The 23,796-nt window shown below is 36.0% G+C and carries 18 protein-coding genes; 14 read left to right on the plus strand and 4 right to left on the minus strand.

Annotation, left to right across the window (positions count from 1 at the left end):
• The first annotated feature begins 237 nt into the window (after positions 1–237).
• From Q0543_RS11535 to Q0543_RS11560, 6 genes are all read left to right on the plus strand, one after another.
• A complete protein-coding gene (locus tag Q0543_RS11535; protein WP_299252975.1) occupies positions 238–1,125 on the plus strand; it encodes a serine protease in 888 nt (295 codons plus the stop codon).
• 322 nt (positions 1,126–1,447) lie between these two features.
• Positions 1,448–1,774, plus strand: coding sequence for a hypothetical protein (locus tag Q0543_RS11540; RefSeq protein WP_299252978.1), 327 nt, complete (start codon positions 1,448–1,450; stop codon positions 1,772–1,774).
• 116 nt (positions 1,775–1,890) lie between these two features.
• A complete protein-coding gene (locus Q0543_RS11545) occupies positions 1,891–2,997 on the plus strand; it encodes an efflux RND transporter periplasmic adaptor subunit (protein ID WP_299252981.1) in 1,107 nt (368 codons plus the stop codon).
• Positions 2,998–3,047: 50 nt separating this feature from the next.
• Complete coding sequence (locus Q0543_RS11550) at positions 3,048–6,197, plus strand: efflux RND transporter permease subunit (RefSeq protein WP_299252983.1); 3,150 nt, start codon at positions 3,048–3,050, stop codon at positions 6,195–6,197.
• 1 nt (position 6,198) lies between these two features.
• On the plus strand, positions 6,199–7,650 hold the full coding sequence (locus tag Q0543_RS11555) for a TolC family protein (RefSeq protein WP_299252986.1): 1,452 nt from the start codon (positions 6,199–6,201) through the stop codon (positions 7,648–7,650).
• 101 nt (positions 7,651–7,751) lie between these two features.
• A complete protein-coding gene (locus Q0543_RS11560) occupies positions 7,752–8,306 on the plus strand; it encodes a sugar O-acetyltransferase (protein ID WP_299252989.1) in 555 nt (184 codons plus the stop codon).
• Positions 8,307–8,371: 65 nt separating this feature from the next.
• On the opposite strand, the gene Q0543_RS11565 is transcribed toward Q0543_RS11560, so the two are convergent.
• The gene (locus Q0543_RS11565; protein ID WP_299252992.1) at positions 8,372–10,048 is read right to left on the minus strand and encodes a tetratricopeptide repeat protein; all 1,677 of its coding nucleotides are present in this window, start codon (positions 10,046–10,048) and stop codon (positions 8,372–8,374) included.
• Positions 10,049–10,160: 112 nt separating this feature from the next.
• On the opposite strand from Q0543_RS11565, the gene Q0543_RS11570 reads away from it, so the two are divergent.
• The gene (locus tag Q0543_RS11570; protein ID WP_299252995.1) at positions 10,161–10,730 is read left to right on the plus strand and encodes an alpha/beta hydrolase; all 570 of its coding nucleotides are present in this window, start codon (positions 10,161–10,163) and stop codon (positions 10,728–10,730) included.
• Positions 10,731–10,834: 104 nt separating this feature from the next.
• Here Q0543_RS11570 and Q0543_RS11575 read toward each other — a convergent pair whose 3' ends face one another.
• Positions 10,835–11,878: a nucleoid-associated protein gene (locus Q0543_RS11575; RefSeq protein ID WP_299252998.1), complete on the minus strand. Its 1,044-nt coding sequence runs from the start codon at positions 11,876–11,878 to the stop codon at positions 10,835–10,837.
• A gap of 189 nt (positions 11,879–12,067) precedes the next feature.
• Here Q0543_RS11575 and Q0543_RS11580 point away from each other — a divergent pair, with 189 nt between their 5' ends.
• Entirely contained in the window at positions 12,068–12,790 is a 723-nt protein-coding gene (locus Q0543_RS11580; RefSeq protein ID WP_299253001.1) for a phosphatase PAP2 family protein, read from the plus strand.
• A gap of 533 nt (positions 12,791–13,323) precedes the next feature.
• The gene (locus Q0543_RS11585; protein WP_299253004.1) at positions 13,324–14,820 is read left to right on the plus strand and encodes an NAD(P)H-hydrate dehydratase; all 1,497 of its coding nucleotides are present in this window, start codon (positions 13,324–13,326) and stop codon (positions 14,818–14,820) included.
• Between the two features lie 378 nt (positions 14,821–15,198).
• Here Q0543_RS11585 and Q0543_RS11590 read toward each other — a convergent pair whose 3' ends face one another.
• Both Q0543_RS11590 and Q0543_RS11595 read right to left on the minus strand, forming a co-directional pair.
• On the minus strand, positions 15,199–15,771 hold the full coding sequence (locus tag Q0543_RS11590; RefSeq protein WP_299253007.1) for a hypothetical protein: 573 nt from the start codon (positions 15,769–15,771) through the stop codon (positions 15,199–15,201).
• A gap of 27 nt (positions 15,772–15,798) precedes the next feature.
• Positions 15,799–18,270 carry a M1 family metallopeptidase gene (locus Q0543_RS11595; RefSeq protein ID WP_299253010.1) on the minus strand — a complete coding sequence of 824 codons (2,472 nt, stop codon included), beginning with the start codon at positions 18,268–18,270 and terminating at the stop codon, positions 15,799–15,801.
• A 351-nt stretch (positions 18,271–18,621) separates the two neighbouring features.
• Here Q0543_RS11595 and pyrH point away from each other — a divergent pair, with 351 nt between their 5' ends.
• The 5 genes from pyrH to Q0543_RS11620 all read left to right on the plus strand — a co-directional run bounded on the left by pyrH (position 18,622) and on the right by Q0543_RS11620 (position 23,731).
• On the plus strand, positions 18,622–19,329 hold the full coding sequence (pyrH, locus tag Q0543_RS11600) for a UMP kinase (RefSeq protein ID WP_299253013.1): 708 nt from the start codon (positions 18,622–18,624) through the stop codon (positions 19,327–19,329).
• A gap of 48 nt (positions 19,330–19,377) precedes the next feature.
• Positions 19,378–19,938 (plus strand): ribosome recycling factor, encoded by a 561-nt coding sequence (gene frr, locus Q0543_RS11605; RefSeq protein ID WP_299253016.1) that lies wholly within the window; start codon positions 19,378–19,380, stop codon positions 19,936–19,938.
• Between the two features lie 471 nt (positions 19,939–20,409).
• Entirely contained in the window at positions 20,410–21,891 is a 1,482-nt protein-coding gene (locus tag Q0543_RS11610) for a deoxyribodipyrimidine photo-lyase (RefSeq protein WP_299253019.1), read from the plus strand.
• 220 nt (positions 21,892–22,111) lie between these two features.
• The gene (locus Q0543_RS11615) at positions 22,112–22,243 is read left to right on the plus strand and encodes a DUF2256 domain-containing protein (RefSeq protein WP_299253022.1); all 132 of its coding nucleotides are present in this window, start codon (positions 22,112–22,114) and stop codon (positions 22,241–22,243) included.
• A gap of 9 nt (positions 22,244–22,252) precedes the next feature.
• Positions 22,253–23,731 (plus strand): cryptochrome/photolyase family protein, encoded by a 1,479-nt coding sequence (locus Q0543_RS11620; protein WP_299253024.1) that lies wholly within the window; start codon positions 22,253–22,255, stop codon positions 23,729–23,731.
• The last annotated feature ends 65 nt before the right edge of the window (positions 23,732–23,796 follow it).

Raw genomic sequence — 23,796 nt, forward strand, 5'->3', positions numbered from 1 at the left:
CCAACAACGGCTAAGCAAATTAGAAAAGAGTTAGCTTAATGTTAAATTATAGAAAGTTGTTGGTGCCCCGCGCAGTTCTTTGTTCATTATGTAACGTTTTGTTCAGGCGGGAAAACCAATAAGGGCTTGAATGGTTTGTGCGTCACAAACCATGGTGAAAACGGCTGAGAAACATATTACTTAACACCTATTACATAAAACATAATACATATAACATATTACCTAAAACATAAAACCATGTTTGTAGAAGCAATCGATAAAGTCTCCAATTATACACGTCCCATACATACGATTATGCGCACATATGGCGGTAAGCAAATTATTGCAGGTGCAGCAACAATGTTTTTTGTGAATAATCTTGGGTATGCAGTTACATGCAAACACGTGGTAGACATGTTGATTGCATCTGAAAATATCAATCAACAGTATGCAGCATTTAAAGCAGAGAGGGATCGTTTGCCCAACGATTCAAAATACAAAAGCAATTTAAAAGGCTTGGAGTTGAAATATAAATTTACTCCTGAAACTGTTATTCAAATTAAAATTACGTTTGTAGATGCCGTGGATCAAATGTCTGGCTTTACGATGCACCTTCATCCGACGCTTGATTTAGCTATTTTAAAATTGAATGATTTTAAAAAAGTGATGTATACGGATGTTGCTGTTTTTAAAAAGAATGGTGCAGAAATCAAACAAGGTGAAACGATGTGTCGATTGGGATTTCCTTTTCCTGAGTTTACCAATTTTAGATTTAATGAGGCTGCTGATGACATAGAATGGACGGCCGAAGGGGTAACGCATTCCCCACGTTTTCCGATAGATGGAATGGTTACCCGTTTCCTTGCTGATCCGTCTGGTATTGTAGGTATTGAACTGAGCACTCCAGGATTAAAAGGTCAGAGTGGTGGTCCACTCTTTAATAAATCTGGTTATGTGTGTGGTATGCAATCTTCTACCAAGCATTTGCATTTGGGTTTTGATTTGATTGAAACCGAAATATTGATTAACAATAAACTAAAAAAAGTAACGGATTACTCCTTTATTCATTTAGGGCAATGTGTACATGTAGATCAGATAAAAGCATTTTTAGATGAACATAAGATTATGTATAATGAAGAAGATTGAGTTTAAATGATAATTCAATTATGAAAATCAAGAATCAATGGTTTTAGTACATAATACATGATTCTTCTGAATGTATTTAGCTATAATTTTTTCATTAAAATTAGGCGCTTCGTCATGTGTTTTTTTAAAATTCTACTTTAAATATGGATTTTTCTTAGTACAGTCAGCAATATTGGTGTTGAAACGTGGGTTTTTCTGTCTTCTTTAAAATTGGCTCTGCGGGTTTTATATGGTATTTATCAAAGGAATTGGTAACTTGTATTTGTAACGTACTATGCGGAAATTCTTTTATACATATTTCTTAATAATATTAATAAGCGCCTTGTCTATAATCGGAGCGCAAGAAATCTATGTAGACAATTTTAGTTCAAATGTAATCGCTGAAACGTGTGCTGATTTTTATTCAGAAGAAGACCTTACGGATGGCGAAGAGGTTAAAGTAGAACTGGCTGATGAACAATCACTTTTTGACAATTTTAATATTGAGAATGAATTGGAAGTAGAAACCGAAGTTGTTTCATCTGCTGTCCCTTCGGATGTACAACATAATACTTCTTATTATTATATCACTTCAGCATATAAGATGCATGCTGTTGAAATGATCCGTGTTGAATTTTTAGATATTTTTTCTCCACCACCTAATTCCTAACCAAAGCTATGTTGCATGCATCCATGTAATGTAGGAGAATACCCAACCGTAATACAATCATTCGTTTAATCTCTCATTATCTTAAGAAGTTCTCTTAGGGTGTATTAATATTTATTATGAAAAAAATACTTATTTATAGTTGCCTATTATTGCAATTTGTAGCATTGAGTTGTTCCAATAAAAAAGGGGATAAACAAGCTGAAAAATTCACCGTTACAAAACCCATTTTAATCGATACCACCTATTTTATTGATTTTGTGGCCGATATACATTCCATTAAAAATGTGGATATACGTTCGCGCGTGAAAGGATATTTGGAAGCCATTGTAGTGGATGAAGGTATGGCTGTAAAAAAAGGACAAGTACTATTTCGTATTGGCAGTCAAGAGTATAAAGAAGAGGTACTCAAAGCAAAAGCAAATTTGAAAAATGCCATAGCGGAAGCCAAGTCAGCGGAGTTGAATGTGCAGAATGTGAAAATATTGGTTGATAAAAATGTTGTTTCCAAAACAGAAATGGACATGGCACTTGCAAAATTAGATGCATTAAACGCCAATATTGACGAAGCCCGTTCCCACGAAGAAAGCGCAAAGTTGAAATTATCTTATACAGAAGTGCGCGCACCTTTTGATGGCATATTAGATCGTATACCAAATAAAGTGGGTAGTTTGATTGATGAAGGAACCTTGCTTACAACCTTGTCTGATAATAGTGAAGTGTATGCTTATTTTAATGTTTCTGAAAAAGAATATCTGGATTTTAAATCAGATAAAAATGAATCCTTTAGTAAATCTGTAAAGTTAATTCTTGCAAACAACGAAGAACATAAATTTACAGGACAAATTGAAACGATAGAAGGGGAGTTTGATAATACCACCGGAAGCATTGCATTTCGTGCACGCTTTTCCAATCCGGATAAATTATTAAAGCACGGCTCAAGCGGTAAAGTCCGTATTACGCGTGCGGTGAAAAATGTATTAATCATTCCACAGAAGAGCACCTACGAAATACAAGATCGCATGTTTGTGTATGTTGTAGATACAAATAATATTGTTAGAGCGCGTTGTGTATTGCCTAAAATGCGCATACCGCACTTGTTTATCATTGCTTCAGGGATCAGTACGACAGATCGTTTTATTTACGAAGGCATTCAAGACGTGCGAGAAGGCGTTGAAGTCACACCCAATTTTATTCCACTCCGGAAATTAATTGGTCAATTTTAATTCAATGCGTTTTCTCATTTAAAGAAGTCTTAGGTATTTAACGTACAACTATGTTTAACAAGTTTATAGATAGGCCCGTATTATCAATTGTAATTTCATTGGTAATTGTTTTTTTAGGATTGCTATCCTTAGTAAAATTGCCCGTAACACAATATCCAGACATTGCACCGCCAGTGGTTGCTGTAACTACAAAGTATACGGGTGCAAGTGCTGAAGTATGTGCGAAAGCAGTCGTGACGCCATTAGAACGTGCTATTAATGGCGTGTCGGGTATGTCGTATATGACCTCTGTTTCGGGGAACGATGGTACCAGTATCATTCAAATTTATTTTAATGCTGGTGTCAATCCTGATTTAGCTTCTGTGAATGTTCAAAATAGAGTAACTGCAGTCTTGGATGAAATGCCTGAAGAAGTTATAAAATCAGGCATTATTATAGAAAAAGAAGTGAATAGTATGTTGATGTATATTAACATATTGAGCACGGATACAACTGCCGATGAAAAGTTTTTATACAATTTTGCAGACATCAATGTATTGGCTGAATTGAAGCGTATCAATGGGGTTGGCTTTGCTGATATCATGGGGTCTAGAGAATATTCTATGCGTATTTGGTTGAAGCCCGATCGGATGACGGTGTATGATATTGCTGCAGAGGATGTAATCAATGCGCTACGTGCTGAAAATATAGAAGCTGCACCTGGTAAAGTGGGTGAAAGCTCTGGTCGTAAATCTCAATCTTTGCAATATGTATTGCGGTATTCGGGGAAATTTACGACAAAGGAACAGTATGAAAACATACCTGTTAAAGCAAGTTCAGAAGGACAAACATTGCGGTTGAAAGACATTGCAGAAATTGAATTCGGATCCTTGGATTACGATGTATTGTCTAAAGAAAATGGCAGACCATCTGCAGCTATTATATTAAAACAACGACCAGGCTCTAACGCGAGTGAGGTAATCGAAAATATTAAAACTAAAATGGCCGAGTTGAAAGTTTCTACTTTTCCTTCGGGCATGGACTACACCATCAGTTATGATGTGTCGCGGTTTTTAGATGCATCTATTCATGAAGTAATCAAAACCTTGATTGAAGCATTTATACTTGTTGCATTGGTGGTATTTTTGTTTTTACAAGATTTTCGTTCTACCATCATTCCCATTATTGCAGTACCCGTTTCTTTGATCGGTACGTTTTTCTTTATGGATATGCTTGATTTCTCGATCAATCTTTTGACCTTATTTGCATTGGTATTATCCATTGGTATTGTTGTTGATGACGCAATTGTTGTGGTAGAGTCGGTGCACGTTAAAATGGAAAAAGAGCACCTAAGTCCCCTTGAGGCAACGCATGCATCTATGAAAGAGATCAGCGGTGCCATCATCGCCATTACACTTGTGATGTCTGCCGTGTTTATTCCAGTTGCTTTTATGTCGGGTCCGGTAGGTGTTTTTTACAGACAGTTTTCCATTACCATGGCAATTGCGATTGTTATATCTGGTGTGAATGCATTAACACTGACGCCTGCGCTTTGTGCTTTATTACTCAAAAATCATTCAAGTCATAAAAAGCAAAATACGTGGTTGCATAGATTCTTTTATGTATTTAATAAAGCGTTTAATGATCTCACTTTTAGGTATCAATCGTTATTGAAATTGATAATCAATCGAAATGTTGTTACGTTTGGTTTGTTAATTTTATTTGGAATTGGTATTGTGGGTTTTGGAGCATTGCTGCCAACGGCATTTATTCCTACAGAAGACCAAGGTACTATTTATGCAAGTGTTACTACACCTTCTGGAGCAACCTTAGAACGTACGGAACGTGTTGTCGATAACATACAACGCATGACTAAAAAGTACGACGCAATAGAGTCTGTTTCTACTATGGCTGGCTACAACATCATGACAGAAGGTTCTGGCGCAACCTTTGGTATGGCGATGATAAACTTAAAACCCTGGACCGAACGTGGGATTTCTGTAAATGATATCATAGATTCCTTGGAACGTGATACCAAAGATTTGAACGATGCAGATATTCAATTCTTTCCTCCGCCTGCAGTACCTGGATATGGCAATGCGAGTGGTTTTGAATTTAGAATACAGGACAGAACCGGTTCTGGAGATTTGCAAAAACTTCAGACTGTAACAGATGCCTTTATTTTTGAATTAAATAAACGCGAAGAAATTGAAGAAGCTTTTTCAAGTTTTGATGCGAACTTTCCGCAGTATCTTATAAATATTGATTACGATAAGGCTGCACAAAAAGGGGTAACGGTGAACAATGCGATGGAGAATTTACAAGCCTTGATTGGAAGTTATTATGCTACCAACTTTATTCGTTTTGGACAAATGTATAAAGTTGTGGTGCAAGCTTTACCTCGGTACAGAGCTCAACCCCAGGATATTTTAAAACTGTATGTAAAAAACAAAGAAGGTGAGATGGTGCAATATTCTACCTTCATTTCTATTGAGCGTATTTATGGTCCAGAGCAATTGACGCGCCACAATATGTTTACGGCTGCAATGATTAATGGTGAACCAACTATAGGCTATAGCAGTGGGGATGCTATAAAAGCCATAACAGAAACAGGAGAAAAGTATTTACCTAAAGGATATACCTTTGAATGGTCTGGTATGACCCGCGATGAAATTGAATCGGGTAGTCAGGTTGCTATTATCTTTGTGATTTGTTTAATCTTCGTGTATTTGATTTTATCTGCACAATACGAAAGTTTCCTTCTTCCTTTAGCTGTAATTCTGTCTTTACCTACCGGGATATTTGGTGCTTATTTCTTATTGTATGTATTGGGATTACAAAATAATATTTATGCGCAAGTTGCCCTAGTAATGTTGATTGGTCTGTTAGGTAAAAATGCCATTCTAATTATTGAGTTCGCTTTATTAAAACAGAAAGAAGGATATGCGCCCATGCAAGCAGCTATTGAAGGAGCTATTGCGCGCTTTAGACCCATCTTAATGACATCCTTTGCATTTGTTGCAGGTTTGGTGCCACTAATGATAGCAACAGGTGCAGGTGCTATTGGTAACAGAACCATTGGTACGGCTGGTGCGGGCGGTATGTTTATTGGCACCCTATTGGGTTTGATAATAATACCAGGTCTGTTTGTGTTTTTTACAAACCTGCAATTCAAAATGACAAGCAATAAGAATACTAAAAAAATATTAATTGATAAATAAGATGACTCACTACATAAAATTAATATATAGGATTGGTTTGTGTCTTAGTATTATAGCCTTTTTGAATGCCTGCGCTACATCAAAGTCTAATACGGATCTTGTAACGAAGGCATTGCCAAGCCAGTATATAACAACATCTGATTCGTCAAATGTTGCTGCCATTAATTGGAAAGAATATTTTTCTGACCCGCTATTGGTAGACCTGATTGATACCGCATTAAAAAATAATTTTGATGTGTTAATTGCCTATCAAAAAATTAAGTCGTCTCAAGCACAGGTTAAATATGCGAAAGGGTTATCTGCACCAAAAGTTCAAGGATCCGTGGTAGCCGGTGGCGAAAAGTTTGGTGATTATACCATGGCAGGTGTAGGTAATTTTGATACCAATTTATCACCCAATATTGATGACAAACAAAAGGTGCCAAACAATATAGTGCCTGAATATTTTGTGGGTTTAAGAAGTTCATGGGAAGTAGATGTTTGGGGTAAGCTTAAGAATAAACGCAGAGCAGCAACTGCTGCATACTTGGCTACTGTAGAAGGGAAGAATTGGCTTGTCACAAACTTGATTGCAGAAGTTGCATCGACCTATTATGAATTGCTTTCGTACAAAAGTGAAATTTCTATTATCGATGAAACAATCAAACTCCAGGAAGATCAATTAAATATTGTGCACGTTCAAAAGGAAGCAGGCAGAGCGAATGAATTAGCTGTGAATCAATTTCAAGCGCAGTTGTTGCAATCTCGAATTTTGAAGTTGGAGTTGGCACAACAAATTATTCATACAGAAAATAAATTAAATTCTATGTTGGGCAGATATCCCCAAACGATTGATGTTAATACCAATAAATTTGATCGAGATGTTCCGGCTCAAATTCAAGTAGGTATACCAAGTCAGTTGTTGAGTAATCGGCCGGATATAAAAAAATCAGAATTAGAACTAAAGGCAAGTAAAGCGAATGTGCGTGCTGCGAAAGCGGCCTTTTATCCGTCTTTCAGCATTACGGCAACCTTGGGGTTGAATTCTTTTAATCCCAATTTTATTTTCTCCCCACAATCCATGGCATACAATGCACTTGGAGGGTTGATTACCCCATTGATCAATCAAAGTGCCATCAAAGCAAGCTTTAGATCGGCTAAAGCTGAGCAAGTAGAGGCAATGTATACGTATCAGAAGAATATTTTAACTGGGTATGTTGAAGTGTACAATCAATTGGTTTATATGGATAATTTAAGTCAGATATATGAATTAAAAAATCAAGAAGTAGAAGTACTTACAACTTCTATAGAGACGGCATCCGAATTGTTTTTAACCGGAAGAGCCACCTATCTTGAAGTAATCATAACACGTTCTGCAGCTTTGCAGTCGAAGTTGCAATTGATTGAAATTAAGAAAAGAAGATTAGATACCGTTGTGAATGTATACAGGGCATTAGGCGGCGGTTGGAATTGATTGTGCTTTGTTTAAAAAAGGCCTTTGTAGATTCATTTACAAAGGCCTTTTTTTGTTTCAAAGAAAAATAAGTATCTTCTAGAAGCGAAAATATATTTTGTATGACAGAACTAGAAAAAATGCTTGCGGGCGAATTGTATATGGCAAACGATCCTGTTTTAATGCACATGCGAAATAAAGCACGCGCCTTGTTTACAGAATACAATCAAACGTTGAACGAACAAGTCTTAGAACGAGGTTTGCTTTTGAAATCATTGCTAGGTTCAACAGGACAGAACATTGATATTCAACCTCCATTTTTCTGTGATTATGGTCAACACATACATCTAGGTAAGAATGTTTTTATTAATTTCAATGTTACCGTTTTAGATTGTTCTCAATTTACTATGGGCGACAATGTGTTTATTGGTCCCAATGTGAGTTTCTATGGCGCTTACCATCCATTAAAAGCAGCGGAACGCATTAAAGGTCCTGAGTTAGCGAGCCCCATTACCATCAAAGATAATGTATGGTTGGGTGGTAGTGTTATTATTTGTCAAGGCATTACCATTGGTGAGAATACAACGATAGGAGCTGGTAGTGTTGTTACAAAAGACATTCCTGCGAATGTATTTGCTGCAGGAAATCCGTGTAAGGTGATTCGAACCTTGGAATAAAAAGCAGATTGATTTTCATATATGAAAAATGCCTCTAGAAAATAGGTTGTCTAGAGGCATTTTACTTACATTTTATTTACTTGCTCCTCTAAGCCTTTTGGAACGCCTGTTTTGTCTTTCTTCCATTGATTGATATAATCAAGTGCTTCTTGTTTTTCACCATTTTCCATAAGCAATATCAGCAAATTGCTTTTTGCAATCATAAATGAAGGCGTGCTTCTGACACATTCTTCTAAATAATATTTTGCTTTAACCTTATCTCCCTTTTCAAAGTTTACGCGTGCTAATTCAAATACATTATCTATGAAGCCAGGATTGTTTTTTTCTTCTTGTAAAAGGAAGTACTCTAATTTTGGATCTTTTTCATTTTTTTGTTGCAGGTTTTTGGCATAGTAGAAATTCACATATTTCTCTGTTGAATCTATTTCCAATGCACGTTTGATTTCTTTATTTGACAAATCGAAGGTTTTTTTATTGAAATATTTTATGCCGAGCATTTTATGTGCATAGCTAGAAGAGGGACTATCAAGCGCGGCATTTTCCCAAAAAGTTATTTCATTTTTAAATTTTTGTTGATGACCATAGTTAATGACTACAAATAGAATTCCGACAGCCATAAAGCTCCAAAAAGTAATTTTTTGATTTGGAATACGCGTTTTAGAAAACAATACGCATTCACTTAATATAATAAATAAACCAATTATAGGTAGATACAATCGATGCTCAAAAGCTTGCTCATTAATTGCAGTTGGTACAAAAAAGGCTGGTGTTAAGAAAAACACAAACCATGCGAGACCAAATAAAACCATTTTTTTATCAAATGTTTTATTTAAGAAAATCAATACGCCTATTAAAATTACTGAAATCAATCCTAGATAGATCGTAGTGTCAGCCTGCATAGGGAATACAGACAAGTTAAAAGGTAAAATGGATTTTCCTATATATTGAATAAATAGAGGCAATCGGCTGATAAATAGTTCCACATATTCGGATATTGTTGGTTTGATCATGGGTTCAATAGAGATGCTGCGCATGTAAAACCAAATTGCTCCAATCGCAATCCATCCCAAAAATACAATCACATTATATTTAATGTGTTGTTTTGCGAATAAGACGAAATATCCAAAAATAAGTATGGGTAAAATGATGCCAGATTCTTTTGTGAATAAGGCGAGTGCTAAAAATAAGAAGTGAAAAAATAAGGTATGCCATTTTCGTGTCGTGGTATAGTTTATGATGCAGATAAAACTTGCCAATGCAAATGTTGTAAGCATGGAATCATTTCTGCCTGGGATCCAAACAACTGCTTGAGATAAGGCGGGGTGAACAGCAAATAATAGTGCAAGTATAAAGCTAATATCCGATCTGATTTTTAATTTTATAAAGAAAATATATAATAGAATGCACGAGCTAATATGGAAGAGTAGATTGGTTAGATGGTATGCGAATAGGTTTCCAGTTAAGAGTTTGTCATACATAAAGGAAACCATAAGTAATGGTCTATAATATGAATCTGATGTTTCAAAAAAGACGCCTCTGAAAAACAAATGCGGAAGATTTTTGATGTCAGAAAATAAGGCATGGAAATCATTAATAAAAATGGTGTCATCCAAATGCGTCAAACCAAAGTTTAATGATTTGATGTATACTAAAATACAAATGACTATAAGGATTGAAAGTGGGTAGTTTATTTTAATGATTTCATCCTGAATTATTTTAGGGTGCTCTTGTTTTTTTTTCATGAATTTTCGTAAATTTTTTATTGCTAAAATAATTTTAATAATATCTTAATTAAAATATATGACATGTATTTAAATTACTACTATTTTTGTTAATATATATAATCATGAAATTATGAAATTAGAACCATATTTCAATTATTTAATGGTACCCGGTTTAAATGGGTCAGGGGCCGATCATTGGCAAACATATTGGGAGATGGCGTATCCAGAAATTATCCGTGTTGAACAAAAAGATTGGGATAAACCGGACTGTTCTTTATGGGTAGATAAACTGGAGAATACGATACTGCATGCTTCAGACAAGCCTGTCATTTTAATTGGACATAGTTTAGGTTGTGCAACGATTCTGCATGCATCAAAGCAGGGAAAATTAAGGAATGTTGTAGGTGCGTTTTTAGTAGCCATGCCCAATGTAGAACGTCTAGACTTCCCAAATGCATGTGTTGGATTTACGCCTATGCCTCGAGAAAAACTTCCTTTTGTTTCTATTGTGATTGCAAGTGAAAACGATCCCTATATAACAGCTGCTGAATTAAAAAAATGGGCAGGAATTACAGGTTCAGAATTCATTTCTGTCGGTAATCGGGAACATATTGGTTCGCTTGCCAAATTAGGGTATTGGGAAGAAGGGCAGGAGTTGTTCCGTAGGTTTGTTGCAATACGCCTAAAGCCTAACGCCTAAAGCCTAACGCCTAAAGCCTAACGTATAAATCTTAGGCCTTTCGCCTTCCGCCTTCCGCCTTTCGCTTTCAGCCTTTCGCTTTCAGCCTTCCGCCTTCAGCCTTCCTAACTTTCTTCTTTGTAAAATATTTTATAGAAATTCATTCCGCTGGCATCGTCTCTGCCTTTTTCAATTAAATCTTTATCTCCGTGAATATAGATGTGGAAATTGCGATCCAACTTTAATACACTTTTGAAGACTTTAGAATATTTTTTCACGGCAGGTGTAGAAATTTCAAACTCATCTACAATGGCTAAATTGCTATCTTCTTGAAAGGTATTTTTATAGGTTTTAAACGCATCAATCAAGCCTTCATCTTGAATTACATCATTTGTAAATGCATTTATTTCAAAATTTTCATTCTTCTTAAAATACGTTGCAGAGCGGTTAAGTAAATCAATCTGATCTGTTTTTGAAACATCAAAATCTTCGGGCATTTTATCGGTTACAAAACTCTTACACATCGACATGTAATTCTGGGTGTAGTGGAAGCTGTCGTTGCGACTTATAATATTCAAGAAATCTTCTTTCCAATATTGTGCATCGCTTGATTTATTTGTTTGGTCTACAATACATACCTTATAGCCTTGTTCTTTTTCGCTGTTTACAATAAAGCATCCTTTATCCAACTTACGTATATCAATGCCTTTATCCGATACCGCTTCGTATCCATCGCCTTTCGGGAATATTTTCAAGAACGTTTCTTTTGTTTCAGATTTAAAAATTCCGATTGCATCTGTACTTTCTCCATCAATAACACAATCATCAAAATGAACTACATACAATTCTCCTCCCTTAATCATAGGATGCTTGGATTGTTCGTACAAGTGTTTTGCAATATTGATGCTTTGCAAATACAAACTATCTGGATCTGAAAAAATATTGGAGCAATACGTAAACAATTCGTTCAAATTAATATCTGCTTCGTGATGAAAACGATTGTATTCTTTATTTTTAAACGGACTTGTAAAGTAGTTTAACAAAATTTCTTTCAACGATTCATCGTTTAATTGGAGAGGCGTTTTAGAAATCTGTATGCCCTCGTCGTCTGATTTATTGCCGACAAAATGCGTGTATATTTTTTCGAAGTTTGCTAATTCAATGTGCATGAGTACTCAATCTATTGTTAAAAATATGTATAATAGCACAATTTTGCAGTTAAAAGTAGAATGGGTTATCTACAAATAATGCTTAGTTTTATACAATTGATGTCTAAACCTTCAAATATGTACCTCTGTGCAGTTTGTGAATGGTGCAAAGCGGAACACTTATATTGAAATTAATAATTAAAAGAAAGCATGCATAAGCGATTGTTCGTATTTTTCCTTGTATTTATTTATAGTATTACACAATCTGTAGCACAGATAGATACGGTATATAAGAATAAAAAAGTAGGTGCGTATGTGAAACAATCCATTGCTCCCGTTGCACTGATTGGCTTAGGTTTGTATATGAAATTGAATAAGACCTCGTTCAATGACCTGTCTATTAAAAATTCAGTTGTTTCGAGCAATCTCAATTTTCATACTTCAGCAGATGATTACCTACGTTTTGCAGCTGTTCCTTTTATTTTTGGTTTAGATTTCTTAGGTGTAAAAGGAAAGACAGATTATAAAAATAGAGCAGTCCTTTTCATCAAAGCAGAAGCCATTATGATTGTTTCAACAGGTTTATTAAAAAGAGGTACACAGGTTATTCGTCCAGACGGATCCGATGATCATTCCTTCCCTTCGGGTCATAGTGCGCAAGTATTTTTAGCCGCAGCCATGATACAAAAAGAGTTCGGATCCAAAAGCATCTGGTATCCAATTGCAGCCTATGCGGTAGCTAGTTCAGTTGGTGCTTTACGCATCGTAAACAATAAACATTATACGAGCGATGTTTTGGTTGGTGCTGGTATTGGTATACTAAGCGTGCAACTTGCCTATTGGACGCATCAGTATAAGTGGAATAAACAGGTGGTGGTTATGCCCACGTATTCGAGTAGGACGTTTGGGGTGTATGTTGCGATGAAGATTTGAGGAATTATGAATTATGAATTATGAATTATGAATTATGAAATAATGGTTAGGGAATCAGAGGCAGGTGTCATTAAACAGTGGTCAGGGCGAACGCTCTCTGGTACGCTCGCTGGCGCCAGTCTCGATTTTCCTATACGCTACTAACTGTTATTTGAGATGTTTTTAATAGTACAATATAGATTGATAGAGACCGGACTGGTGTCTATTATTTTGCAGTCTTTGACTGCATTTTTGATTCATTATTTTTTTGAGATTTGTAATTCAATCTTCTTTAATGAAATACTATTTCGAATCTTAAATATGCCAAGGTTTGGTACGTTTATGCGCTCGCTGGCGCCAGTCTCGATTTTCCTATACGCTACTAACTGTTATTTGAGATGTTTTTAATAGTACAATATAGATTGATAGAGACCGGACTGGTGTCTATTATTTTGCAGTCTTTGACTGCATTTATATTTACACATAAAAAATTAAATCCATTTCAGCCTACGTTTTAAATACGTATATTCCTTTCAAATATATATTCTATCCCTATGAAAGTACTCAACGCTGCTCAGATGAATCAATTGGATGTGTACACACAAGAAGAAGAACAAATTTCTTCGTTGCAATTAATGGAACGTGCAGCAATTGCCTTCGTGAACTATTTTGTTCAACATATTTCTGTTGAACAAGAAGTTTGGATATTTTGTGGGAAGGGAAATAACGGAGGTGATGGATTGGCAATCGCACGATTATTAGTTCTAAAGGGTTTTAGAGTAAAGCCTTATTTATTAAACACAGGTTTGCTTTCTGAAGATTGTGCGGCAAATTTAGAATCAATACGTTCGCTTGTTGATGTAAATACAATTACTTCACAAGAAGAAATGCCGGCAATACATAAGGATATTGTGCTTGTAGATGCCTTGTTGGGTTCAGGTTTAAACAAGGAAGTGACAGGTTTGTATGCCACTGTTATTGATGCCATCAATGCAAGTAACGCAACCGTGTATTCGGTAGACATTCCTTCAGGTTTATATTGTGATTATCCTGCAAAGCATAGCTCGATTATTAAAGCCGATTATACGCTTACATTTCATACACCTAAATTGATGTTTTTCTTGTCCGACAATGAATCGTATACAGGTGTTTGGCATGTGCTTGATATCGGATTAAAAGAAGCGGGTACGGAACATCTTGCAACAAATTATTATTATTCAAGGGATTCTGATATTAAATTGTTGATGCGTAAGCGTCCCGTTTTTGCACATAAAGGAACTTTTGGGAAAGCGCTTCTTATTGTTGGCAGCAGAGGTATGATGGGTGCTGCAGCCTTATCATCAAAAGCTTGTGTGCGTTCTGGAGCTGGTCTTGTTTGTGCGCATATACCTGCATGTGGTGTAGCGGTTTTACAAACACTTTTACCGGAAGCTGTATTAAGTATTGACGCAGATGATTTTGTTGTATCGCACTTACCGGATGTGAAATTATATAATGCGATTGGTATTGGTTGTGGGATAGGGGAACATGAACAAACATCAATCTTACTAGCAGAATTACTTGAAGGCGTTAACATACCATTGGTGATTGATGCGAGCGCCTTAAATATATTGGCATCGCATCCGGAGCTTATAAAAAATATTCCACCAAATAGTATTTTGACTCCGCATCCCAAGGAATTAGAGCGCTTAGCCGGGATTACGTTTGAAAATAGTTGGGAACGATTGCTAAAAGGGATTGAACTTGCAAAGAAACTGCAGGTAGTCATTGTATTGAAAGGTGCCTACTCGGCAGTGATTATGCCGACAGGTGTAGTGCATTTTAATTCTACAGGCAATTCGGGTATGGCAACTGCTGGCAGTGGCGATGTGCTTACGGGTATTATAACATCACTTTTGGCTCAAGGATATACTTCTGAAGATGCAGCTAAAATTGGTGTGTTTGCGCATGGGTATGCAGGCGATGCAGCAGCGAATCGTTTATCTAAATCAGCGATGATTGCATCGGATATTGTGGAGCATTTGTCTGATTTTTTTCGTGTGTTTGAATAGGAAGAAAGTACGGAGTACGGAGTATGGAGTACAGAGTACAAAGTACGAAGTACAAAGTGGGCGATCAAATATTGGAAGTGGGCTTTGAGAGAGTGATCAGTTAAACAGTGTTCAGTGGTCAGTAAAAAGTGTAAAGTGTAAAAAAAAAGTGATCAGTGGTCAGTGATCAGTGGTCAGCAAAAAAAGTAAAAAGTAAAAGTGTAATGTGTAAAGTGTAGCACACACCAGACTGAAGCTTATCTGGCGCGAGGGAGAGCGAGGGAGCGGGGATGATTAGCTAAAAATCAAATGAATCAACGTTCAGATAGGTACAATAAAAAAATCCTGAACAATTCACATCGTTCAGGATTTTTTCAATATTCATATCAATAAGAATCGTTATTCAATTACAGGTCTTTCAACCCAATCGTCTACTTTTTGAGGGGCGAACATGCGTGATTTCATATCGTTTAGCATCACACGTTCTGTGCCTTTTTGAAAGCCTAAAAACAATACATCGTTTTCGTGGTGATATAAAAAGAAGGCTTCATTTTTAGATCCTGCAGATGCAGCACCTTGTGTATATAAAAATCCATCTGAATCTTTTTTCAAGGGTTTTGCAGTTGCTAAAAATTTAACATATTCTGCATACTTATCGCCCAGTATGGTTTTCATACGTTCTTTTAATGGATCCTTTGCAAGCGCAGGTATAAGTTTGTCGCCCGATTTTAAACCAAATGGATTATTTGCAGGCGTTGTTACTGGTTTTTTTAATAAGCTGTCAATTGTTTTAGTATCTGGTTTTAATACTTCAATATGCGTTACTTCATCTGCAATGGTTGAGTCCAATCCTTTTGTTGTGCCAGAAGCTAATGTATCGATTGTTAATTCTGTGACCAGTTCTGATTTTTTATTTTCACATGCAAAGAGGATGCATGCCGAAAATAATAGTGAATAGATTAAGTGTTTCATATAGATATAGGTAGATGTAGGTTTTTTTTATTTGATTGATTTTTCAATGTATTGAGCGTATGTTTTAGCATTCTTGCGAATCACCTCATGTTGATTTTCAATACTGATTTGTTTTAAAAATACAATTGCTTTTGCTTTATCTTCATTACTTAATTGTAATGCATATTTAGTAAATATAACCATTAAATCATATAGATCTTGGCTCGACGCTTGTTTCATTTTGTCTTCAAACCACTGATAGTGTTTCTGTTCACCTGTTTTGGTGTAGTACTGAGCAAGAGGAGAAATAATATTAACATTTGAAGCATCTTCAAAAGATGGAATTTTTTGAATGGTTTCTTCATCATTCAGTTTGAGCAATGCGTTTAAACATGCTCCAGCAACATGATAGGATGGTGCATCAATTCCTTGTTTGTAAATATTAATAAACGATGCGTTTTGTGGTAAGGAAGAAAGTAGTTGAATGGTTGTGCCACGTAATTCCCCATTCGGTTCCGTTGCTGCCATTTCTTTCAACTTTGGAATGAAAATAGTTTCAAGGTTTGGTATTGCATGTTTTGCAAATTGAAATGTTGCAACGCTGCGTACCTCTGCCGATTTATCGTTGAGTCCTTGCAATAAAAGTTCCGTAAGTTCTGGGTGCACTTCATACGGATTCTCTTTGTTGTTTTCTGGTTTAATTAATTGCTCAAAGGCTAGTTGGCGAATTAGATAATCGGTACCATATTTTAAATCATTCTTTAATAAGTAATTTGATTTTTTATGATCTATGGTTCCAACTACTACATGTTTGCTGTCCACAACAAGGTAAGACAGTGCATCAAAAGCTACAGGTAAATTTATGGTGTCTTTATAGGAATCAATCCAATAGCGATTGGACTGTAACGTTGTATCCGTTTTTGTTCGGTAATCAATTTGCAAAGGAATTCTGTATAGCGTCCCTTCAATGGTATCTTGGCGTTGTTCAATAATAATATTTGTGGTATTCTTTTTTGATGCTTGGTGCTCTACAAAGAGTTGTGGATGTCCACGTTGTAAAAACCAGGTATCAAAAAACCAATGCATGTCTTCGCCTGTAACATCTTCAAAAGCCATACGCAATTCATCGATCTCAACAGCCGTGTATGCGTTGCGTGTTAGGTATAGATGCAAGGAAGCGTAAAACGCTTCTTCGCCAACGGTATTGCGTAATAAATTTAAAACAAGTCCGCCTTTATTATAACTTGTTCTGTCAAACATATCTTCTATATCCGTGTAGTGATAACGTATAAGCGGATTTTGTTGTGTTTTTGCTTCGTTTAAATACCCATCTAAATCTTCTTGCGCATGTTTCAGGCTTGCCTCAAAACCCCATCTATGTTCGTACCACGCAATTTCAGAGAAGTTCGCAAACGATTCATTCAAAGGTAAATTTGCCCAGCTTTCGCAAGTTACCAAATCACCAAACCAGTGGTGAAATAATTCGTGTGCAATAATACTTTCCCAAGTATCATCTACTAAATAGCGGTCGTCTACTTGTAAGGCTTCCATAAAAACACTTGCAGAGGTGTTTTCCATAGCGCCAGAAACGTAATCGCGCACTACAATTTGAGAATACTTAGGCCAAGGATATGGGTAATTTAATTTTGTTGAAAAGAAGTCAATCATAGCAGGTGTTTGGCCAAAAATATCCCGCGCGTATTTTTCGAATTCAGGTTCAACATAATAACTCACTTCCATGTCATTCCATGTGTCTGTTACTTTTGCGAATTCACCAACGGCCATCATAAACAAATACGGTGCATGTGGTTTTTTCATTTCCCAATACCATGTAGTTTGATTGTTGGGCGCCTCCGTTTTGTAAACCAATTCTCCGTTAGAGAGTACGGTATACTTATTGTCGGCTGTAATGAACATTTCTTGTGTGCAGCGCTGATTGGTAGCATCTAGCGTAGGAAACCAGCACGAAGAAGAAACCGTTTCGCCTTGCGTCCAAACTTGTGTAGGTTTTTTAGGGTTAGTACCTAATGGGTCAATGAAATACAAACCCTTTTCTTCTGTAATGGCGTCACTACCTGTTTTAGGTAAGTCGTTTGGCTTGGCAGTGTAATCGATCACGATGTTTAGGGTATCTAATCTTGAATACATTTTATCAAACGTGATACGAATGTTTTGCGAATCGTAGGTATAGGATTTTATTTCTGCGCCATATTGAAATTTTATGGAATGAATATCAAAACCTTTTGCTTGTAATACGAGCGTATTTTGAGAATAAAAATGCGGTTTTAATTGAATGGTTGCTTTACCAAGCAAATGTTGTTTTTCAAAATTGAATGCTACTTCTAATTTTGTATGGATGAGATTCCAAACAACAGGGATGCTCGGATTATATGGTCCTTTGCTGGTTTGTATTGATTTTGAATTGGTTTTTTCTTCTGAAGAACGAGTAGGTTGTTTTTTGCAGGAATAAAAAACACTTGAAATTAAAAGGATTAAAACGCAATTTTTAATGAAATTCATGAGGTAAAACTACTAAAAGGTTGAACGACTAATGTATTGTTATTAGCCTATATGGATTCAAAATGAATGATAAAGATACATTTTTTGACTGATTTAGTCTAAAATGAATCGGATTGGAGTAGGTAGAAATATAGATATTTTTAAATATGACTGTTTCTCTAAATACGTTGTAATCACGATAAAGAGCAGATTCTTATGTTCTAATTACAGAATTGTTGATATTTTTATTAAAAATTAAGTTTGTTGGCAGGTTTTCAATTTTCCTATTCCCAAAAATGCGTTTATATTTGTAAGATTTGGCATTTCTAATCTTTGGAATAGGACTGTTTTCAAACTAAAAAATAAGAAACTATGAAATATAAGCGTATCCTACTGAAGTTGAGTGGTGAAGCCCTAATGGGTGAACAGAAATATGGTATTGATAGCCAGGTTCTTATTCGTTATGCAAAAGAAATTCAAGCAATTGCAGAAAAAGGCGTGGAGATTACTATTGTAGTAGGTGGTGGTAACATTTATAGAGGTATTGAAGCAGCAGCAACAGGCATCGATCGTGTACAAGGCGATTATATGGGTATGTTGGCTACTGTAATCAACTGTATGGCCTTACAGAGTGCATTGGAGAATATTGGTTTGGATACACGATTGATGTCGGGTATTAAGATTGAAGAAGTGTGCGAATCATTTATTCGTAGACGTGCCATTCGCCATTTAGAAAAAGGACGTATTGTAATGTTTGGTGCAGGTACAGGTAATCCATATTTCACTACAGATACAGCCGCAAGTTTACGTGCAATTGAAGTTGAAGCTGAAGTAGTTTTAAAAGGCACACGTGTAGATGGTGTGTATACGGCTGATCCGGAAAAGGACCCAAGTGCTACGCGCTATACGACGATTACGTTTGATGAAGCGTATGCAAAGGGTTTGAATATTATGGATATGACAGCCTTTACCTTGTGTAAAGAAAATGCCTTGCCGATTATTATTTTTGATATGAATAAGCAAGGGAACTTGTTGAAAGTATTAGAAGGTGAAAATGTAGGTACATTAGTTACCTTATAAGTATATAAAATTGATTTAAAAACCGAACGTTATAAAACGAATTTCATTATGGAAGAAATTAAGTTATATCTAGACGATGCAAAAGATAGCATGCAAAAAGCAATTAAGCATGTAGAACATGAGTTGACAAAAATTCGTGCTGGAAAAGCTGCACCCAATATGTTTGATGGGATGATGGTTGAATATTATGGATCCTCTACGCCACTTGGTCAAGTTGCATCTATCACTGTACCTGAACCACGCACGATAACGATTAAAGCTTTTGAAAAATCGATGATAACGACTATCGAAAAAGTTATTCGTGATTCAAACATGGGTTTTAATCCACAAAACGATGGGGATGTTATTCGTATCAACGTGCCACCACTTACGGAAGAAAGACGTAGAGATTTGGTAAAGCAAACGAAAGTAGAAGGCGAAAGCGGTAGAGTTCGTATTCGTAAAATTCGTCAAGAGACAAACGACGAATTGCGCAAATTGTTAAAAGATGGCGCTTCTGAAGATGATGTGAAAAAAGCGGAAGAAGTTGTACAGGCTTTAACAAACGATACGAATGCAAAACTTGAAAATTTGATTGCGTTAAAAGAAAAAGAATTGATGACGGTATAAGTAGTCTGTATTCAACATCAAAAAGTTGTATGTGGTTGGTCGGAAAGACTCAAGCACAGCTGGAGGAGTTGGGGATGGTATTGTTTTATTAAATAGATTTAAAAGAGTCGTGCTTATTAAGTGCGGCTCTTTTTTTTTAGCCAACTTGACACGATTAAAAGGATTGCAGGATTACCGGGATTAGAGAGTAGGTGAATGTTTTTTTTGCTGTTGGTTTAATACCAAATATAAATTCAAAATAGTTCAAAATTTATTTTGACTTTGCTAGGTTGTTGGCCAGAAAAGGCCCAACAACGCGTAGCTTGGTGTTTAGGTTATGGTATACACAAATATAAAAATGGACTATTTTGTAGTAGGAATTGGTTTAACATAAAGATTCTAAAGTTTATACATCATTTTTAGTAAATTTTTTATTTACATGGGTTAAAATAGGTAGAACAAAGATAGGTCTTAGTGGGTTTTAACGTAAGTATGGATCATAGAAACCAGTACAGCACTGTTGAATCAAAATACATGACGGATCAGAAAATAGATAAGCAAGACATCGTTATTGTTTGGTTAAAAAGAGATTTGAGATTTACAGATCACGAACCGCTGTATGTTGCTCAACAGCAAGCCTTGCCAGTGTTACTTGTTTATTGCTTTGAACCATCAGTGATGAACTATGCTGACAGCGATACGCGTCATTGGAGGTTTGTATATCAATCTTTACAAGATATGCAGTCTAAGCTTGTCGATTTAAATTCTCAGGTTTATGTTTTTCACGATGAAGTTGCAACAGTCTTTCAAAAAATTGCACATCGCTATCGTATTCATACTATTTTTTCGCACGAAGAGATTGGTAATAAAATAACATTTGATCGAGATCTTGAAATTAAAAAATTCTGTATTGAAAACGATATTGTTTGGAGCGAGTTTCAGCACAATGGAGTTATACGGAGGCTGCAATCAAGAAATAATTGGACGCAATTATGGAAGGCAAAAATGAAGGCTTTGCCCCAGTTGGTTGAGGAACAAAATTGGAATTTTTTAGCATTTGATATCGATTTGTATCAAAAAATAAAAGGATGTGATTTGTCTCTTGAAATTACAACAGCCGATATAAATTTTCAGCCCGGAGGGGAGACATTTGCATGGAAATATTTACAGAGTTTTTTGAATGAACGCTACGTAAATTATTCAAAACACATTTCAAAACCTGCACTCAGTCGTAAAGGCTGTAGTAGAATATCGCCGTATTTAAGTTACGGAAATATTAGCATGCGCATGGTGTATCTTTTCACCATGCAGCACTATGAATTGGCGAGCAATAAAAGAGCGCTTTCAAATTTTGTTTCTAGGTTGCATTGGCATTGCCATTTTATGCAAAAGTTTGAGGATACGTGTCAAATGGAATTTATCAATATGAATAAAGCCTATGATGCCATCCATAAACCCAAAAATGAAATCTATATAAAAGCGTGGCAAACAGGTATGACAGGGGTTCCGATTGTAGATGCTTGCATGCGCTGTTTGGTTGCTACAGGATATATCAATTTCAGAATGCGTGCCATGGTGGTTTCCTTTTTTGTATTTAACCTTTGGCAAGATTGGCGCGACTTGCATTTTCTAGCGCGTCAATTTTTGGATTACGAACCAGGCATTCATTATCCGCAATTGCAAATGCAAGCAGGAGTGACGGGAAGCAATACCATTCGAATTTACAATCCAATAAAAAATTCAGAAGAGCATGATGCCGATGGGGTATTCATAAAGACTTGGCTTCCGGAACTAAAAGATGTTCCTGTTTCCTTCATACATGAGCCTTGGAAGCTGAGTGCATTGGAACAGCAATTATATCATGTGCGTATTGGTACAAATTATCCCGCACCAATTGTTGATATTGAAACTACCCGAAAAGCAGCCAGTGATATTGTTTGGAGCATGCGGAATACAGAATTATACCAAATCTAAATTCAAAATAGTTCAAAATATATTTTGACGTTGCGAGGTTGTTGGCCAGAAAAAGCACAACAACGGGTAGCTTGGTGCTTAGGTTAGGATATACCCAAATATGAAAATGGACTATTTTGTAGTAGGAATTGGTATTAGCCAAGGATGAAGGTGAACGTATTTTAAAAAAGCATATAAACAATACTTCTGGTTTCAGGTCAAAGAGAAAAAAAATAAAAATATGCGGCATAAGAAAAAAAGTGATTTGCCTACTAAAATTTGCATGCGCTGCCAACGTCCGTTTACATGGCGCAAGAAGTGGCAGCACGTTTGGGATGAAGTAAAATATTGTAGTGCTGCATGCAGAAAATAGTTAAGAAATATGTCTATAGGTATCCTTTTTCCACATCAATTGCTTGAAGAAAACAGCATCGTTTCAACATGCACCACCATTTATTTGGTTGAAGAATGGTTGTTTTTTAAACAATACAACTTCCATAAACAGAAGGTTGCATTTCATAGAGCAAGTATGAAATATTATGAAAATTATTTTAAGTCTAAAAAGATTGAAGTTATCTATATAGATGCATTCAGTGAATTGTCTGATATCCGAAAATTGATTCCGTATTTAAAAGAGCAATGCATTGAATCTTTTACATACATTGATACAACGGATTGTTGGTTGGAGGAGCGTATTACCAAAGCAGCTACGGCAAGTAACATACAAGCGAATAAAATAAGTTCAACATTATTTTTGAATACACCACAAGATATTGATGCGTATTTTAGTGGTAAGAAGCGATTGTTTCAAACTGACTTTTATAAGCATCAGCGAATAAGTAGAAATATATTGCTTGATAAAGATTCAAAACCAATTGGTGGCAAATGGACCTACGACGATGAAAATCGCTTAAAATATCCCAAAGGTAAAATTCCGCCCCAAGTTGATTTTATGAAGCCGAATCGGTTTTATTCGGAAGCGGTAACGTATGTAGAAACATATTTTCCCAATAATTACGGGTTACTTCAGGTAGATTTTATATATCCAACCACACATGAAGAAAGTAAATCTTGGTTGGAAGCGTTCTTTAAAAAACGATTGGTAGAATTTGGTTCGTATGAGGATGCTATTGTTTCAAATCAACATGTATTGCACCATGGTGTATTGACACCTATGCTCAACGTTGGTTTGTTAACGCCACAATTTATTATTGATCAAGCACTCGTCTTTGCAGAAGCGCATGATTTACCTATAAATTCTGTTGAAGGTTTTGTGCGACAAATTATTGGATGGAGAGAATTTATTCGCGCTGTTTATGAATTAAAAGGGAGTGAAGCACGCACAAAAAATTATTGGGGTTTTACCCGAAAAATTCCGCCTTCATTTTGGAATGGCACTACGGGCATTGAACCCATTGATAACACCATTAAAAAGGTTTTAGAAGCGGGCTATTGTCATCATATTGAACGCTTGATGGTACTTGGTAATTTTATGTTGTTATGCGAATTTGATCCCGACGAAGTGTATCGTTGGTTTATGGAGCTTTTTATAGATGCATACGATTGGGTTATGGTACCCAATGTATATGGCATGAGTCAGTTTGCAGACGGAGGTTTGTTTGCAACAAAACCGTATATCAGTGGAAGCAATTATTTAATGAAAATGAGCGATTATAAAAAGGGTAATTGGCAGCCAATTTGGGATGGTTTGTTTTGGCGGTTTATGCATGTACACCGCGATTTCTTTTTGCAAAATCCAAGATTGGGAATGCTTGTTAAGACCTTTGATAAAATGGATGAACATAAAAAGACGGCACATTTAAATCATGCAGAAAAATTTATTGAATCTTTGTCTGAATGAAACTATAAAATTTGATTTTGCAATCCACCCTCGCGCCAGTCTTTGACTGGTGTAAAAACTAAGAT

Source organism: uncultured Cytophaga sp. (assembly GCF_937863595.1).
In the GTDB taxonomy this organism is placed as follows: Bacteria; Bacteroidota; Bacteroidia; order Cytophagales; family Cytophagaceae; genus Cytophaga.